The 16228-nt window shown below is 75.3% G+C and carries 11 protein-coding genes; 2 read left to right on the top strand and 9 right to left on the bottom strand.

Annotated features, from left to right (window positions below; genetic code table 11):
* Positions 1-101 precede the first annotated feature (101 nt).
* From ACFV6I_RS04175 to ACFV6I_RS04150, 6 genes are all read right to left on the bottom strand, one after another.
* The gene (locus tag ACFV6I_RS04175) at positions 102-341 is read right to left on the bottom strand and encodes a chaplin (protein WP_063346586.1); all 240 of its coding nucleotides are present in this window, start codon (positions 339-341) and stop codon (positions 102-104) included.
* Between the two features lie 92 nt (positions 342-433).
* The gene (locus ACFV6I_RS04170) at positions 434-859 is read right to left on the bottom strand and encodes a hypothetical protein (RefSeq protein ID WP_380423520.1); all 426 of its coding nucleotides are present in this window, start codon (positions 857-859) and stop codon (positions 434-436) included.
* Positions 856-3423: an Hsp70 family protein gene (locus ACFV6I_RS04165; protein ID WP_380339726.1), complete on the bottom strand. Its 2568-nt coding sequence runs from the start codon at positions 3421-3423 to the stop codon at positions 856-858. The genes ACFV6I_RS04170 and ACFV6I_RS04165 overlap by 4 nt, the downstream gene beginning before the upstream one ends.
* A gap of 31 nt (positions 3424-3454) precedes the next feature.
* On the bottom strand, positions 3455-4201 hold the full coding sequence (locus ACFV6I_RS04160) for a nucleotide exchange factor GrpE (RefSeq protein ID WP_380339729.1): 747 nt from the start codon (positions 4199-4201) through the stop codon (positions 3455-3457).
* Positions 4198-4623: a hypothetical protein gene (locus tag ACFV6I_RS04155; RefSeq protein WP_063346590.1), complete on the bottom strand. Its 426-nt coding sequence runs from the start codon at positions 4621-4623 to the stop codon at positions 4198-4200. Before ACFV6I_RS04155 ends, ACFV6I_RS04160 begins: the two co-directional genes overlap by 4 nt.
* Positions 4624-4763: 140 nt before the next feature.
* Positions 4764-8960, bottom strand: coding sequence for a hypothetical protein (locus ACFV6I_RS04150; RefSeq protein ID WP_380423519.1), 4197 nt, complete (start codon positions 8958-8960; stop codon positions 4764-4766).
* Positions 8961-9202: 242 nt separating this feature from the next.
* On the opposite strand from ACFV6I_RS04150, the gene ACFV6I_RS04145 reads away from it, so the two are divergent.
* On the top strand, positions 9203-10993 hold the full coding sequence (locus tag ACFV6I_RS04145) for a serine/threonine protein kinase (RefSeq protein ID WP_380423518.1): 1791 nt from the start codon (positions 9203-9205) through the stop codon (positions 10991-10993).
* 151 nt (positions 10994-11144) lie between these two features.
* On the opposite strand, the gene ACFV6I_RS04140 is transcribed toward ACFV6I_RS04145, so the two are convergent.
* The 3 genes from ACFV6I_RS04140 to ACFV6I_RS04130 form a co-directional block, all read right to left on the bottom strand.
* The gene (locus tag ACFV6I_RS04140; protein ID WP_380423523.1) at positions 11145-13355 is read right to left on the bottom strand and encodes a heavy metal translocating P-type ATPase; all 2211 of its coding nucleotides are present in this window, start codon (positions 13353-13355) and stop codon (positions 11145-11147) included.
* Positions 13356-13531: 176 nt separating this feature from the next.
* Positions 13532-13861, bottom strand: coding sequence for a heavy-metal-associated domain-containing protein (locus tag ACFV6I_RS04135; protein WP_347878549.1), 330 nt, complete (start codon positions 13859-13861; stop codon positions 13532-13534).
* Positions 13862-13899: 38 nt separating this feature from the next.
* Positions 13900-14838 carry a PrsW family intramembrane metalloprotease gene (locus ACFV6I_RS04130; protein ID WP_380423517.1) on the bottom strand — a complete coding sequence of 313 codons (939 nt, stop codon included), beginning with the start codon at positions 14836-14838 and terminating at the stop codon, positions 13900-13902.
* A 160-nt stretch (positions 14839-14998) separates the two neighbouring features.
* Between ACFV6I_RS04130 and ACFV6I_RS04125 the strand changes: the two genes are divergently transcribed.
* Positions 14999-16171: a PP2C family protein-serine/threonine phosphatase gene (locus ACFV6I_RS04125; RefSeq protein ID WP_380423516.1), complete on the top strand. Its 1173-nt coding sequence runs from the start codon at positions 14999-15001 to the stop codon at positions 16169-16171.
* Positions 16172-16228: the final 57 nt, after the last annotated feature.

The following is a 16228-nucleotide window of genomic DNA, read 5'->3' as shown; positions in this document are numbered from 1 at the left end:
TCGGGCCCCCGCCCCCCCCCCGCCCCACCCCCCCGCCGGGGGGGGCGGGACAGTGGGTGGGGCCCGCGCGTGGGTTCCGCGGGGCGGCCCCAGCAGTCGGGTCAGCCGTTGATGCAGGTGTTACCGAAGGCCGGGTTGAGGATGCTGATGATGCCGATCGAGTTGCCGCAGACGTTGGCCTCGAGGTTGATCGGGATCTGGATCTGGTTGCCGGAGAGCACACCGGGGGAACCGAACGCGACACCGTTCGCGGTCGCGTCGCCCGCGGCAGCGGTGCCGGCACCGGCCAGAACGGCCACAGCGGCGAGTGCGGTGGCGGCGAGGGTGGTACGAATACGCATTGCGTCACTCCTTGTGAGGGCAGCGAACATCCATGTGACGAACACACTCGCACCGATCGAACTCGATGGCAGGCCGGGAACGGCCGAATTGGTCACTCAGAGGGCGTGTCGCCCTCCCGCTCCCCCGGCACCGGCCGCACGGACCCGGACGCGCTCACCCATTCCAGCAGGTCCCGGGCCGGTTCGAGCCCCGGTTCGGCCGCCACCGCGCGGTGCAGCAGTCCGAGCGCGAACGCCCTGTCACCTGCCGCCAGCGCGTCCAGCGCCCGGTTGTAGTCGATCCGAGCGGCGTAACGCAGCCGGAACAGCACGCCGAGATCCTCCCGGCAGGACGGACAGCGCAGGCCCTGCGGGTCCGCCGGGACGGCGCACTGCGGGCAGCGCACCTCGATCGGCGGAACCTCGGCGACCTGCCCGCCGATCGGGTGCACGTCGGCCGGGGACACCTCGGACGGGTACACCTCGAACGGTGGTACCTCGGACGGAGTCACGTCGGGCGGAGTCACGTCGGAGTTCATCGCGGACCGGCCTCCTCCGGACGGACCGGACCGAGCGACTCCGCGAGCGGCTCGCTGCCCAGTTCCCGCTGCGCCTGCGCGTACAGCGCCAGCAGCGCCGAGCTGTGCTGGTTGGCGGCCTCCATGTTGGCCGACTCCACCGCCTCGTCCAGCCCGCGCAGCTCGGCCATGATCCGCTGGGCCAGCGCCGGCGAGACCATGTTCTGGTTGACGTAGACGTTGCACATGGTGAGCATCCGGAAGGTGTGCCCGAGCGAGTCGCACAGTTCGTCGGCCCGCTGGGCTGCGCGCATGGCGCCCTCCCAGTCGGCCGCCTCGCGGCGCAGCCGCAGGTCGGCGGCCACCGAGCGCAGCCGGTCGAGGTCGCTCGGGTCGAGGTGCTTCTCGCAGTAGTGGATGAACAGGCTGAGGTACGCCTCCGAGCCGCGCACCCAGCGCTGGGCCTTCAGCTGGCGCTGGGCCCGCTCCAGCGCCTCGTCCACCGACTGGCCGCGGGTCTGGCCGGCGGCCAGGTCGTCCAGGCTGTCCATGAGGCGCTGCGCCTCGCGCATCTCGGCCTCGGTGAGCTCGCCGCCCCAGCGGTCGGTGAAGGTCTCGATCTGCCGCTGCTGCTCCTCGACCTGGACCTTGAGCTCGGGGTCGAGGGTGACGCGCTCCAGCTTGACGGTCTTCTCGCCGCCGCCCTGGATCCGCACCGACAGGGTGATGGTGCGGTCCCGGTCGAGGCCGAAGGACACCTCCACGGGGGTGCGACCGCCGAGCCCGGCGGGCAGCCGCAGGGTCAGGTGGCCGATCAGCTCGTTCTGCTGGGCGATCTCGTGCTCGCCCTCGTAGACCGCGATCTCCAGCCGCTGGCGGCCGCTGCCGGAGACCACGAACTCGCGGCTGACCGGCGAACTGGTCGGGTAGCTGGTGTTCTTGGGGATGATGACGGCCAGCCGGCCGTCGTTGAGCTCGATACCGAGGTTCTTCGGGGTGATGTCGAACGGGTTGGTGACCTGCATCAGCTCGCCGCAGCCCTGGCAGGCCTCGCTGCCCGGCGGGTTGACCACGCCGCAGGCGGCGCAGCGCAGGCCGACGTCCTCGGCGGCGGTCGAGGCGACCCTGGTCTGCCCGGGTGCGGCGGAGTTGAGCGCCTCGCCGCACAGCTCGCAGGCGGTGACGCCGGGGGCGGCGGGGGTGCCGCAGCGCGGGCAGTTGTCGCTGCGCACGGCGGTGGCCGCCTGGGACTGCGCCGGGATGGCCGCACCGGCGGCCGAACCGCCCAGCTCCTGGCCGCACTTGGGGCAGGCGGCGGCCTCGGCGTTGACCGGGAGGTGGCAGCCGGTGCAGGAGACCCGGGGCCCGCCGAGCAGCGTGGTGGCGCAGTTGGCGCAGTTGGAGGCGGAGAGGTCGCCGGGGGCCCGGCACTCGGGGCACTCCACCTCGCCGACCAGCGCGGACTGCACGGCCGCGCCGAGCGCCACGCACTGCATCGGATTGACGCCGCGCCGGATCCGGCGCGGCCCGAAGACCTCGCCGAGCCGCCGGGCCACCAGCGGGATCGCCGTGGAGCCGCCGACCAGCACCACCTCGTCGATGTCCCCGACGGTGAGGTTGGCCTGCATGATGGCCTTGTGGGTCAGCTCGATGGTGCGCTCGATCTGGGCCTCGATCAGCTCCTCGAAGCGGGCCCGTTCGAACTCCGTCTCCAGCACCAGCTGGCCGGCGCCGAGGCCGGGCAGGATCACCTCGGAGGCCTCCTGGTGGGAGAGCTCGATCTTGATGGTCTCGGCCGTGGAGGCGATCTTGGGGCGGTCCCGCAGGTCGGGCTGGTAGTCCGCGCCGTACTCCTCGCGGATGTCCTCCAGCAGTGCGGTGGTGATGGCCCGGTCGAAGTCGTCGCCGCCGAGCAGGTTGTCGCCCTCGATGCCGAGCACCGAGACCGAGCCGGGCACCAGCAGCAGGATGGAGATGTCGAAGGTGCCGCCGCCGAGGTCGTAGACCAGGACGGTCCGGCCCTCGTCGCCGGCCTCGGAGGTGATCCCGTAGGCGAGCGCGGCGGCGGTCGGCTCGTTGATGATCCGCAGCACGTGCAGGCCGGCCATCCGGCCCGCCTCCTGGGTGGCGGCGACCTGCCGTTCGCCGAAGTACGCGGGGACGGTGATGACGGCCCGGTGGAAGGGCTCGCCGAAGCGCTGCTCGGCGTCCTCCTTGAGGCGGTGCAGGATGATCGCGGAGATCTCGATCGGGGTGTAGGAGCGGCCGTTGAACCAGACGTTGACGTCGCCGTCGGTGCCGGCCGTGACCTTGTAGTCGACCTCCTTGAGGGCCGCCTGGACCTGCGGGTCCTTGAACTTGCGGCCCATGAAGCGCTTGACCGAGCGGATCACGTTGACGCCGTCGATGGCGACCCGGCTGCGCGCCGTGGAGCCGACCAGCAGTTCGCCCTTGCGGCCGCTGCCGACCACGGAGGGCGTGGCCTCCTGGTTCTGCCGGTTGAAGATGATCTCCGGCTCGCCCCGGCGCAGGTGGGCCACCACCGAGTTGGTGGTGCCCAGGTCGATGCCGAGTGTGCGGTACATGTCGTTCCCCTCTTGCCCCTCGTGGTCCTGGCTACTTCTTCCGCTTGCGCCGGCCGCCCGCGGTCGTTCCCTTCCGGCGGGCCCGGGGCGGGGCCGCCGTGGCCCGGGCGGCGGGGTTCACCGGCGCGGCGGCGGGTTCGGGGCCGCCGTCCGCGTCCTCGGCCTCCGTGGGCGCGGTGTCGTCGCCCCCGGCTTCCGTAGGCTCAAGGTCCGGCGACGCAGCCCCCTCCGGTACGGGCTCCAGGGCCCGCTCGACGTCCTCCCCGAGGACCGGCTCCCCCACCGGGGCGGGCTCGGGCACCGCGGCGACGACGACCTGGGCGCGGCGCAGCACCTCCTCCTCCCAGAAGAACCCGGTGACCACCGTCCGGACGACCGTCTCCGGCGCCACTGCGGGACGCGGCTCGGTGCCGACGATCTCGGTCAGCGCCGGGTCCGCCGCCAGCCCCTCCAGCCGCATCGGGCGCACCCCGGCCTTGGCGAGGCGGCCGAGCAGCCGCCGGCGGGTGGCCTCGATCCCGGTGCCGCGTCCGAGCAGCACCAGCTCCCGGTCCAGGCCGAGCGCGGCGAGGGCGTCGTCCACCTCGACCAGGATGCCCAGCAGGTCCCGCTGGGTGGCCCGGGCGGTCTGCGCCTCCTCGGCCCGCAGGCGCTGCAGGAGGGAGGCCCGGTACAGCAGTTGGCTGAACGCCTGGTCGAGGTCGACCTCCAGGGCGCGCTGCGGGACGTCCAGCGGCCGGTGGCCGTCGGGCGCGGGAGCGGTCGGCGTGTCGGTCATTCGGGTACCTCGATCTGCGGCAGCACGGACAGGTCGGCCGCGTAGCGGGCGGGGACGGGCGGTTCGGGGTCGGCGCCGCCGGGGGCGGGTTCGGCGAAGTCGGCCGCCGCCTCGGCCCGGTGCAGCACCAGGAGGGCGGCGGCGGGCGGCAGCGGCGGGCGTTCGACGACCAGCAGCGGTTCGGCGAGGGCGGGCGCCAGCAGGTCGGCGGCCTGGTCGACCGGCTCCGGCGGCAGGGGGCGCTGGAGGTCCAGCTCCAGCCGCCGGTCGGGGTTGCGCAGCAGGGCGGCGGCGTCCTGGATCTGCTGGCGGGTGTAGCGGCCGGCCTTCATCGCCGGGCCGACGGCGAGGTTGATCTCGCGCACGCCGGCCGTGAGCGCAACGCCCAGGACCTCGTACGGCGACGGTTCGTGCAGTGGCATGGCGGGCGGCTTCTCTCCTCACGGCTGACGATTGCTCAGGGATTGGCTTTGGCTCGGGGATTGGCTGCGGTTGCGGTTGCGGCTGCGGCTCAGGGATGGACGTATGGGCTACGACGACGGCGGCGGCTCCGCGGTTGCCGTCAGCGCAGTGCGCCGATCCTCCGTTGCAGGGCGCGCAGGTCGCGGTCGTCCGGGTTGTACTCGACGGCCTTGCCGATCAGCGAGCGGGCCTCCCGGAACTGGCGCAGGTTGGCCTGGCCGACGGCGTAGGAGCTGTAGACGACGCTGAGTTCGACGTGCAGCTTGGCGACGTCCTCCGGGGTGCGGGAGAGCGCGAGCGCCTCCTCCAGCAGCCGGATCGCGTCGCGGTAGCGGTGGGCCTCGTAGTGGCCGATGGCCTCGCCGCGCCAGACGCTGACCATCAGGCGGCGGATCTCGGCCGAGTCGTCGTAGGACCTGGCCTTCTGGAGCATGGCGGCCTGGGTGGTGAACGGGCTGTCCTGGAGGTTGTCCAGCATGTGGTTGGCCAGCATCACGGCGACCCGGCGCGGGGCCTCCTCCTCGGTGTCGCCGTCCCATTCCGGGTCGGCGCGCAGGGCTTCCGCCATCCGGGCGACGGCGAGGGCTCGGTGGTCCGCGAAGGCGGCGATGCGGGAGAGGTGGCGCAGGACGAAGGCGAGGCCGAGCCGGTGGTCCGGGTCGGGGTTGAGCGTGATCAGCTCCCGCCACGCGTCGGCGGCCTCCTCCAGTTCCGCTTCGGGGGCGTCGGGGCGGCTGAGCTGGCCGGCCCGGTTGCCGAGGGCGGCCTCCAGGAAGTGGACGGCGGTCGGGTCGCCGGGGGCGAGTTCCATGCTCTTGCGCAGCAGGACCAGGGCGCGGGGGTAGTCCTTGGCCTCGTTGTTGATCTTGCGGGCCCACTGGGCGTAGGTGGCCCCGAGGTCGCCGCGCACCTCGGGGTGGTCGGGGGCCAGCGCGAGGGCCTTCTCCAGGAGTTCGGTGGCGCCCGCCTGGTCGTCGTCGCTGCTCTTGAGCAGGGCGCGGGCGGCCCGGACGCCGCACTCGGCGGCGATCGCGGGCGCGTCGGCGGGCAGGACGGCGCCGGGCACGGCCCGGGCGCGGGTGAGGCAGTCCAGGGCCTCGCGCCAGTCCTGGTTGCGGTGGTGCTCGCGGGCCTCGCTGACCAGGCTCTCGCCGAGCAGGTCCCGCCAGCCCGTTCCGCGTTCGGCCTCGGGCACCGCGTCCAGGGCGCCGACGGCGGCGGCCTGGCGGCCCTGGAGGAGCAGGTAGCGCTGCGGGCCGAGGTCGCCGAACAGGCCGAGGGCCCTGGTCAGCGGGTGCCCGTCGGGGGTCTCCGGTCGCCGCCAGGCCCGTACGGCCTCGTCGAACCCGGCCGCCCAGGCGGCGAGTTCGGGCTCCTGGCGGAGCAGCCGGTCGAGCGCGGGGCCGAGGGCGAGGCGCCGGGCGGGGCGGCCGGGCAGGGTGATCCGGACGTCCTCCTGGGCGAAGGCGTCGGCGCTGTGCGCCTCCATGCCGAGGCGCAGGGTCCAGGCGGTGACCTCGTCGCCGGTGCGGCCGGCGGCCCGGTCCAGGGCGCGCAGGTCCTCGCGGAGGCGGTCGGTGAGCGCGCTGCGGGCGGTGGACATCCGCTGCGGTTCGGCCGGGCGACCGGTGATCCGGGCGGACTCCGCCCACAGGTCGGGCTGGTGCAGGGCGGCGACCAGGCAGCCGAGCGTCCAGGTCCAGATCCGCTCGTCCGGGCCTTCCGAGGTTTCCGAGGTTTCCGGGCCCGCCTGGAGGGAGACCGCGAGCCGGTAGCCGGCCAGGCCGAGCGCGTGCAGCAGCCGGGGGTGGGCCGGGTCCTTGAGCAGCAGGGCGCGGTAGCCGTCCCAGGCCTCGCGGTGGCGGCCCTCGACGGCGTGCTGGTGGGCCTCGTGCTCGGCGAGCAGGACGAGCGCGGCGGGGGCGCGGGGCCCCCGCCGGCGGGCGGGGGGGGCCCGCGGCGCGCGTATGTGGGCGGCGCGGCGGGGGGGGGTGAGGGTCGGGAGGAGGTCGCCGGCCGCGCGTCCGGGCTCCCCGGCGTCGAGGGCGGCGCCGGCCCGGCGGATCAGGACGGCGCCGCGCGCGGCGTCGGCGTCCGCCGGCAGGTCGGCCAACGCCTCGTCCAGTCGGCCGAGTTCGGCCCGCAACAGGGCGAGGTCCAGCCGTACGGGCGCGGCGGCGGGGCTGTCGCCGAGGGCCTGCGCCCAGGCGGCGAGCACGGGTTCGGCCTGCTCGGGCACCCCGGCCCGGCGGGCGCAGTCCAGGACGGCGCGCAGCGCAGGGCCGGTGCAGCGTACGCAGCGTGGCGAGGCGGCGTCGGCGGGGCGGTGCAGGTGGGCGGCGCAGACCTCCCGGCCGCAGCCGGCGCAGGTGCCGGTGGCGGGGGCGGGGGCGGGGGCGGGGCAGACGGCGCAGTCGGCCGTCGCGGGCGGGGGCTGCGGCGGTTCGGGGGCCTGGCCGGCGGTCAGGAAGTGGCGGTACCAGTCCAGTGCGGCGGCCCAGTTGCCGGCCCGTTCGGCGAGCAGCGCCCGCAGCCGGGCGAGGGCCGGGTCGCCGGCCGGGTCGGGGGCGAGCGGGGCGAGCAGGGCGATGGTCTGGACCGGACGGCCGGTCAGCAGGGCGGCGGCGGCCAGGTGGTAGCGGTCGCGCGGCCCGGTGGCGGCGTCGAGCAGGGTGCCCAGCGGTTCGGTGGAGCCTGCGGCCAGGGCGAGGGCGGCGCGCAGCCGGGCCTGCCGGTGGGTGACGGAGCCGGGCAGGGTGTCGGCGAGGTCGAGGGCGGCGGCGGCCCGCTCGCGCGGTTCGGGCCGGTCGCGGCCGGTGATCAGGAGGTGCGCGGCCTCGCGCAGGGCGGCCTCGCGCAGCGCGGCCCGGTAGCCGGGGGCGGCCGGGTGGTCGGCGGCGGCCTGCTGCCAGAGCTCCCGGGCGGCCACCGGGTCGTCGGCCAGCCGGGTGCGGGCGAGCCGGTCACGGGCCAGGGCCTGCCGTTCGCGCAGGTCCTCGTCGTGCAGCGGCTCCCAGCGGGCCAGGGCGCCGGCCGGGTCGTCGGTGCGGGCGAGGGCCAGACCGTGGTGGAAGGCGGCGATCCGGGCCCAGCGGGAGTCCGGTTCGACGTCGGCCTCGGCGCCGAGGACGGGCGCGGCCTCGGCGGCCTGCCCGGCGGCGAGCAGGGCCGCGCCGAGCCGGACCCGGGCGGGGCGCCAGTCGGGGGCGAGGCCGAGGCCGGTGCGGTAGTCGGCGGCCGCCTCGGCGGGGCGCGCGGCCCGCTCGTGCACCAGGGCGAGGCCGAACCGGGCCGGGGCGAAGGAGGGTTGGACGGTCAGGGCGGCGGTGAACTGGTCCCGGGCCTGCTCGTCGGCGCCGAGCAGCAGGGCGAGCCGGCCGAGGGCGTAGCGGGGGCGGGGGTCGCCGGGGGTCTCGGTGGCGGCGGCCGCGAGGTCGGACCAGGCGGCGTCGGTGGCGCCGAGCCGCTGCCGGGCCAGGCCCCGGAAGAGCAGGCTCTCGGTGCGCAGCGCCGGGCCGCGCCCCCACGGGGAGGGCTCGCCGGGGCCGCGGCGCAGCGCCTCGTCGAAGGCGGCGACGGCGGGTTCGTCCCGGTGCAGGGTGAACAGCTGGGCGCCCCAGCGGAACCAGAGTTCGCCGCTGCCGCCGGGGGTGGACGCGGCGAGCAGGGTCTCGGCCTCGGCGGCGCGGTCGGTGCCGCGCAGCAGGGCGGCCCGGGCCAGGACCGGCCAGTCCCGGCCGGGCAGTGCGGCCAGCGACCGGGTGGTGGCGCTCTCGCGCTGCTCGGGGGAGCCCTCGTGGCAGAGCCGCTGGAGCCAGTCCGTGGCGCGGGCGGCGGCCGCGGCCTCCTCGCCGGGTTCGGCGCCGTCGGCGGTGGCCTGGAGGAAGGCGAGCAGCGGCCCGAGGTCGCCGTCGGGGGCGGATATCCGCTCCTCGGCGAGGCGGTGCAGGCTCCACCGGGGCAGTTGCCGGGCCGGGTCGGCGAGCAGCGGGAAGGCCTCGCGGTGCAGGGCGAGGGTGGCCTGCTGGTCGCCGGTGGGGACGGTGGCCTCGGCCTGGCCGAGCAGGGCGAGGCCGCGTTGCGGGCGTAGTTCCTCGGGGCCGGCGGCGAGCCGTTGGGCGAGGCGCGCGTAGCGGCGCCGGGCCTGCGGGGCCTTGCCGGCGGCGAGCCGTTCGGCGGCCACGGCCAGGGCCTTGGCCACGGCCTGGGCGTCCAGGCTCCGTCGGCGGCGGGCCAGTACGACGGCTGCCGCACCGGCCAGTGCCACCACGAGCAGCAGCACCGCGAGCTGCACCATGCACCGTCCCCCTGCGCTTGGAAATACGCCGATCGATGATCAACACAAGGTGTGTGATCATGAGTTGACGCCGTTTCGATGTTGATCGGGCGCCCATCAGAATAGGCCCTCCACCGGACAGACGAACAGAATTGAGCACTATCCTGGGCGACGCAGCGGAAGCGGTGTGAGAACCACCGCGCGGGAACCGGCCCGAGGCCGGGTCGGGGCGAACAGGCCAACAGGGTCCAGTCGGGGGATGCGTGTCCGAGTCGCGTTGGGTGCCCGGGCTCCGGTTCGGGCCGGAGTTCGACCCCGAGCAGTACGAGCTCCTGGAATTCCACCACCGGGGCGGCGAGGCCGAGGTGTGGCGGGCGGTGCGGACCGGCCACAGCGGGCTCAAGGAACTCGTCGCCGCGAAGATCATGCTGGAGCGCGACCCCTCCGAGGTGCGGCGCTGGCTCGGCCGCTGGGACGACGTCTCGCACAACGCCCACCGCCTGGGCGTGAACGACCTGGTGGTACCCAGCTTCCTGCTCGGACCCTCCCCGCACCGGCCCGGCGCCGCGCCCTCCGCCGGGCTGCTCGGCTACCAGATCTCCCCCTGGGTCGAAGGCGTGCCGCTGCACACCTGGGCCCGCACCCAGCGCGGCGGCCCGGCGGCGGTGGCCGAGGTGCTGGCCCGGCTCTGCCGGATCGTCGACGAACTGCACCGCAAACGCTGGGTGCACCGCGACATCTCCCCCGCCAACGTCCTGGTGGACGCCCAGAACCAGGTCAAGCTGATCGACCTGACCTTCCTGGCCCCGCTCGACCACACCCTCACCGTCGCGGTGTTCACCCCCGGGCACGTCCCGCCGGAGGCCGAGCAGGTCGGCGGCTTCCCCACCACCGCCAAGGACCTGTTCGCGGTCGGCACCCTCGCCCGCACCCTGCTGCTGCCCGACCACGGCCGGCTCGACCACCGGCTCGCCGCCGAACAGGCCCGCGCCGAACTCCTCGCCGCCGGCTACGGCGAGGACCTGGCGCGCTGGGCCTGCGAACCGCTCGCCCGCGAACCGGACCGCCGCCCCTCCCCGCTCGGCCCCTGGGTGGGCCGCGGCCGCGAACTCCTGCGCTCCCGCCGGCCGGTGGCGCGCACCGCGGGCCTGGCCGTCCTGCCCGACCGGGCCGGCCGGCCGCTGCTGGTCACCGGCGGCGCCGACGGCACCGCACTGGCCGGCCCCGGACACCACGGGCAGCGTCTGCCGGCCGGCCAGGGGCCCGGCCCGGTCAGGGAGTTGCTGGCCGGCTGGGCCGGACACCAGGGCGAACTGGTGGTCTGCGCCGAGGACCGCGGCGGGACGCTCTGGGTCGGCACCTCGGCCGGCTGGTGGGAGGCCGCGCGCGGCGTCAGCGGGCTCGCCGGGGCGGTCAACTCCGCCGGGGAGATGACGGTCTGGACGGCGGCCGGCGGCGCCCTGCGCTCCTACCGCTGGGCGCCCGGCCTCACCCTCACCGGCCAGGAGCTGCCCGGCTGCCCGGCCGACCGGGTGCTCGCCGCCCTGGAGGAACGGGCCGGGTCCTGGCTGGTCCTGGTCGAGCACCGGGAGCGGGTGCTGAGCTGGCGACCGGGCTCGGCCGAGCGCCCCGCCCCGCTGGGGCCGCCCGGCGCCCTGCGCGCCGGGGCACTGGCCCGCACCTCCGCCGGACCGCAGGCCGCCACGCTGCGCCCGGACGGCTCCGTCCAGCTGCACACCCTCGACACGGCCGGCCCGGCCCCCGAGATCGGCGACGGCGAGCCCTCCCTCGGCGTCGCGATGGCCGGCCACCGGGGCGGCCCGACGGTGGCGCTGGCCGGCGCGGGCGGCGTCCGGCTGCGGCTGCCGGCCGGCGGCGCCTCCCGGCGGCCGCGCTGGTGGCGGCCGACGCTGCGCCCGGCCACCCGGGTCGCGCTCGCGATGGGCGAGGACTGGCGGCTGTGCCTGGCCGCGGTGGTGGAGGGCGAGTTGCAGTGCTGGCAGGAGGACGCGGCGTACCGGTGGCAGGCGGTGGCGCTGCCCGAGCAGGGCTGAAGCGGGGCTTCGCGGGGCTGAACGGAACGCGCCTGCGCCCCGGAACCTGGTGCGGTTCCGGGGCCACGGCGACTCGGGCGGGTCCAGCGGGGTGGGCGGTCCAGCGGGGTGGGCGGTTCAGCGGGGCGGGCGGTTCAGCGTTCGGCCGGGCTCAGCGGAAGCGGCGCAGTCGCAGGCTGTTGCCGACCACGAAGACCGAGGAGAAGGCCATCGCGGCCCCCGCGATCATCGGGTTGAGCATCCCGGCGGCGGCCAGCGGAAGGGCGGCGACGTTGTAGCCGAAGGCCCAGAACAGGTTGCTCTTGATGGTGGCCAGGGTCTTGCGGGAGAGCCGGATGGCGTCGGCCGCCGCCAGCAGGTCGCCGCGGACGAGGGTGAGGTCGCCGGCCTCGATCGCGGCGTCCGTGCCGGTGCCCATGGCCAGGCCCAGGTCGGCCTGGGCGAGGGCGGCCGCGTCGTTGACGCCGTCGCCGACCATCGCCACGACCTTGCCCTCGGCCTGGAGCCGCTTGACGGTGGCGACCTTGTCCTGCGGCATGACCTCGGCGATGACGTGTTCCGGGGCGATGCCGACCTCGGCGGCGACGGCCTCGGCGACCGCCCGGTTGTCGCCGGTCAGCAGCAAGGGGGTCAGGCCCAGGCCGCGCAGCCGGGCGATCGCCTCGGCGCTGGTCGGCCTGACCGCGTCCGCGACCTCCAGGACGGCCCGGGCCTCGCCGTCCCAGCCCACCGCGATCGCGGTCCGCCCGGCCGCCTCGGCCGCGGCCTTGGCACGGGCCAGGACGGGCGGCAGGTGCTGGGCCCGGTCGGCGAGCAGGGCCTCGCGCCCGGCGACGACCGTCCGGCCCTCGACGACGCCCTGCACGCCCCGCCCGGGGAGGTTGCGGAAGTCCTCGACCGGCGGCAGCGCGCCGGTCCGCTCCGCGGCGGCGGTGGCGATGGCGGCGGCGATCGGGTGCTCGGAGGCGTGCTCCAGGGCGCCGGCCAGGCGCAGAGCCTCGGTCTCGTCGACGCCCTCGGCGGTGTGCACGGCGAGCAGGGTCATCCGGCCGGTGGTGACGGTGCCGGTCTTGTCCAGGACGACGGTGTCCACCCGGCGGGTGGTCTCCAGTACTTCGGGGCCCTTGATCAGGATGCCCAGTTGGGCGCCGCGGCCGGTGCCGACCATGAGCGCGGTCGGGGTGGCCAGGCCCAGGGCGCACGGGCAGGCGATGATCAGCACGGCCACGGCGGCGGTGAACGCCTCGGTGGGGCTGTCCGAGGCCAGGAGCCAGCCGACCAGGGTGGCGAGCGCGAGCAGGATGACGATCGGGACGAAGACGGCGGAGATCCGGTCGGCGAGGCGCTGGGCGGCGGCCTTGCCGTTCTGCGCGTCCTCGACCAGCCGGGCCATCCGGGACAGCTGGGTGTCCGCGCCGACCCGGGTGGCCTCGACCACCAGCCGGCCGCCCGCGTTGACGGTGGCGCCGGTGACCTGGTCGCCGACGCCGACCTCGACCGGTACGGACTCGCCGGTGAGCATCGAGGCGTCCACCGCCGATCCGCCCTCGACCACCATGCCGTCGGTGGCGATCTTCTCGCCCGGCCGCACCACGAACCGGTCGCCCACGGCCAGGCCGCCGACCGGGATCCGGACCTCGGCCCCGCCGCGCAGCACGGTGACGTCCTTGGCGCCGAGGTCGAGCAGGGCGTGCAGGGCGGCCCCGGCCCGGCGCTTGGAGCGGGCCTCCAGGTGGCGGCCGAGCAGGATCAGCACGGTGACGGCGGCGGCCGTCTCCAGGTAGAGGGTGGAGGAGGCGTCGGTGTCGCCGATCGCCAGTGAGAAGTCGTGGTGCATCCCGGGCAGGCCCGCGTGGCCCCAGAACAGTGCCCAGAACGACCAGCCGAAGGCGGCCAGGGTGCCGAGCGAGACCAGGGTGTCCATGGTCGCGGCGCCGTGCTTGAGGTTGGTCCAGGCGGCGCGGTGGAACGGCAGGCCGCCGTAGACCACGACCGGGCCGGTGAGTGCGAAGGCGAGCCACTGCCAGTTGGCGAACTGGAGGGCCGGGATCATCGACAGCATGACCACCGGGACGCTGAGGACGGCGCTGATCAGCAGCCGGTCGTACAGCGGGTCGGCGGTGTCGGTACCGGTACTGGCACCGCTACTGGCGTCGGCGCCGGTCGGGAGGGTGGGGGCCGGGGGCGGCGGGAGTTCGGCGGTGTAGCCGGTGCGCTCGACCGTGGCGATCAGGTCCTCGACCGTCACCCCGGGGCCGTAGTCGACCCGGGCCTTCTCGGTGGCGAGGTTGACGGTGGCCTCGACGCCGTCCATCCGGTTGAGCTTCTTCTCGATCCGGGTCGCGCAGGAGGCGCAGGTCATGCCGCCGATCGACAGCTCGACCCGGTCCCGGACCCCGGGGGTGCCCTGGACGCCGGGGGCGGTGGTGACCAGTTCGCTTCGCTCGCTCATGCGGATCGGCTCCTCGGCAGCTCCTCGGTGGGGGTGTACGGCGGGGTCCGCTGCCCGGGCCCCGCCGTACGGGCGTCCAGGGAGGCCTAGGCGCTGCGGCCGACCAGTTCGTAGCCGGCCTCGTCGACGGCGCTGCGGACCTGCTCGTCGTTCAGCGGGGCGAGGGAGGAGACCGTCACGGTGCCGGCCTTGGAGTCGGCGGCGACCTCGGTGACGCCGGTGAGGGCGGAGAGCTCCTCGCTGATCGCCTTCTCGCAGTGGCCGCAGCTCATGCCGGTCACGGTGTAGGTGGTGGTGCTGGACATCCGGGCCTCCGGGAGGTGTGGCGCCCCGGGCGTCGGCCCGGGTTCTACTCTGACAACACCATACCCCTCAGGGGTATTTCCGGGAGGGGTGGGTGAAGTGGCGCGCGTCACGGACGCGTGCGCCGGTCGAGCGTATGCGCCGGACCGCCTCAGGCCGGGGAGGCCGGGAGCTGGGCCGGGATCGGCGCGCGCTCGCGCCGGATCAGCAGCCGCAGCCAGAGCAGCCCGCCCAAGGAGACCACGAGCAGCCCGGCCGTGTCGTAGAGGGTGTACAGGTGCACCTGCTCGCTGGTGGGGTCGGGCATGTGGCCGAGCTCGAACAGGGCGCGCTGCCAGGCGCTCGCGGTGGTCTTGGCGACCAGCCAGACGGCGATGCCGCTCGTGCTGTCCCAGAGCGCGTGCAGCAGCGATACGCCCAGGTAGGTGACGGCGACCGGGGTGGTGAAGCGGAACCGCCCGCCGCGGCGCTCGCTGAACAGCACCCCGCCGACGATCGCCGTCCACAGGATGTGGCCGACCGGCGCGAGCACTCCGCGCAGGATCTCCGTCTCGACCAGGTCCTCGAGCGAAAGCCCCTGGATGCTCAGCACGGCGTTGAACGCGTACCCGGCACTCTCGAACGCGGCGAACCCCGCGCCGACGGTGGCGCCGAGCACCAGCCCGTGCCGCAGCCCGCTGACCCGCAGTCGGCGGCTCACCATGACCAGGGCGGCCAGCTTGGCCGCCTCCTCGATCAGTCCGACGGCGACGTACATCGAGGCCGAGGGGGAGACCAGGTAGCTCTCCAGCACCGAGGCGCCCAGGACGCCGATGATGCCGCCGACGCCGAAGCAGGCGAAGATCCGGTCCGGGCCGAGGTCGCCGGCGTAGCGCTCGTAGGCCCAGATCACCACGGTGGCCGGGACCAGGAAGCTGCCGAGCAGCACGATCGTCGGGACGAGGTTGCTGTTCCCGGTGAGGAACGTGACGACGACGGTGGCGCCCCAGAGCAGCAGGCCGACGGCGAAGACCCTCAGCCAGTGGTCGGACGTGGCCGTCGTGCGGGCCGGGGCGTCGGAGATGCGGGGGGTGTTGCGGTAGCCGGACACCGGTCAGGGCCTCCTCGGGGTAGCCGCTTTGGTCGAACTGTATGACAAATGGGGCATTTAGGGGCGATCGGGACGCCCGTGCGGCGGGGCGGCGATCGCGGCAGACGGAAACGCGGTAGGCGGGCGGGTGGGTGCCGCGAACGTCCCTTATGTTCGGTATGTGTTCCCGACCCGCCGTGCCCAGTCCCCCTCGGCCCCCAGCGCCGCCGGGCTGCCGCCGGACCGGCGGCGCGGCGCCCTGCTGGCCGCCGACCTCCAGGACGTGCCGTTCTGGCGGCGGGCCAGCCCGGCGCTGCTCGCCGTGCTCCTGGTCGCACTCGCTGACCTCCTCTCCGGCAAGGACCGCTACCTGGCACCGCTGATGACCGTCGTCCCGGCCGCCGCCGCGCTCACCCTCAGACCGGGCGAACTGCTCGCCGTCTGCGCGCTCGGCCTGCTCGCGGTCTTCGGGCTCAGCCACTACGACGAGGTCGACAACATCAACGACGCGCGCTTCCTCTACGGTGCGATGGTCAGCTACGCCGTGTTGACGCTCTTCTCCGCCTGGGTCGCCAAGATCCGGATGCGGCGCGCGGCGGCCTTCGCGGCCGTCAGCTCCGTCGCCGAGGCCGCCCAGCGGGCCCTGCTGCGGCTGCCCGGGCCGGTCGTCGGGCCGCTGCGGCTGGCCGTCCGGTACGTGTCGGCGGCCGACGCCTCACGGATCGGCGGAGACCTGTACTCGGTGCTGGAGACGCCGCACGGCACCCGGGTCGCGGTCGGGGACGTCCGGGGCAAGGGGCTCTCCGCCGTGCAGACCGCGGCCGTGGTGCTCGGCGCGTTCCGGGAGGCCGCGTACGACGAGGCCGGGCTGCGGGGCGTCGCGGCGCGGATCGAGGCCAGCGTCGAGCGGCACGTCCCGGACGGGGAGTTCACCACCGCGCTGTTCGCGGAGTTCCGCACGCCCGGGGTGATGGAACTGCTGCAGTACGGGCACGTCCCGCCGATCCGGGTCGACGGCGACGGGCGGGCGCACGTGCTGGACGCCCCCGACCCCTGGGTGCCGCTCGGCCTCGGACGGCTGGCGACGGGCGAACCGGCCAGCTGGGACCAGCCGTTCGGGGCGGAGGACGTGCTGGTGCTCTGCACGGACGGGGTGGTCGAGGCGCGGCACCGCAAGAGCGGGGAGTTCTACCCGCTGGCGGAGCGGGTCGGGCCGCTGGTACGGGGCGCCACGCGGTCGGAGGGGGATCTGGAGGCGGCGGTGGGGCGGGTGTACGCGGACCTGCTCGCGCACACGGGCGGGGAACTGCGGGACGACGCCCTGCTGTTGCTGATCGCCAGGACGGACGGCTGAGGGCCGGCCTCCTCCCCACCTCCTGGTCCTCCTCGCGCGGGCGTCCGCGCGAGGATG

The sequence above is a fragment of the Kitasatospora sp. NPDC059803 genome, from assembly GCF_042732255.1.
In the GTDB taxonomy this organism is placed as follows: Bacteria; Actinomycetota; Actinomycetes; order Streptomycetales; family Streptomycetaceae; genus Kitasatospora.
Note: the sequence above shows the minus strand (reverse complement) of the source record. Positions and strands in the feature narration are given on the sequence as shown.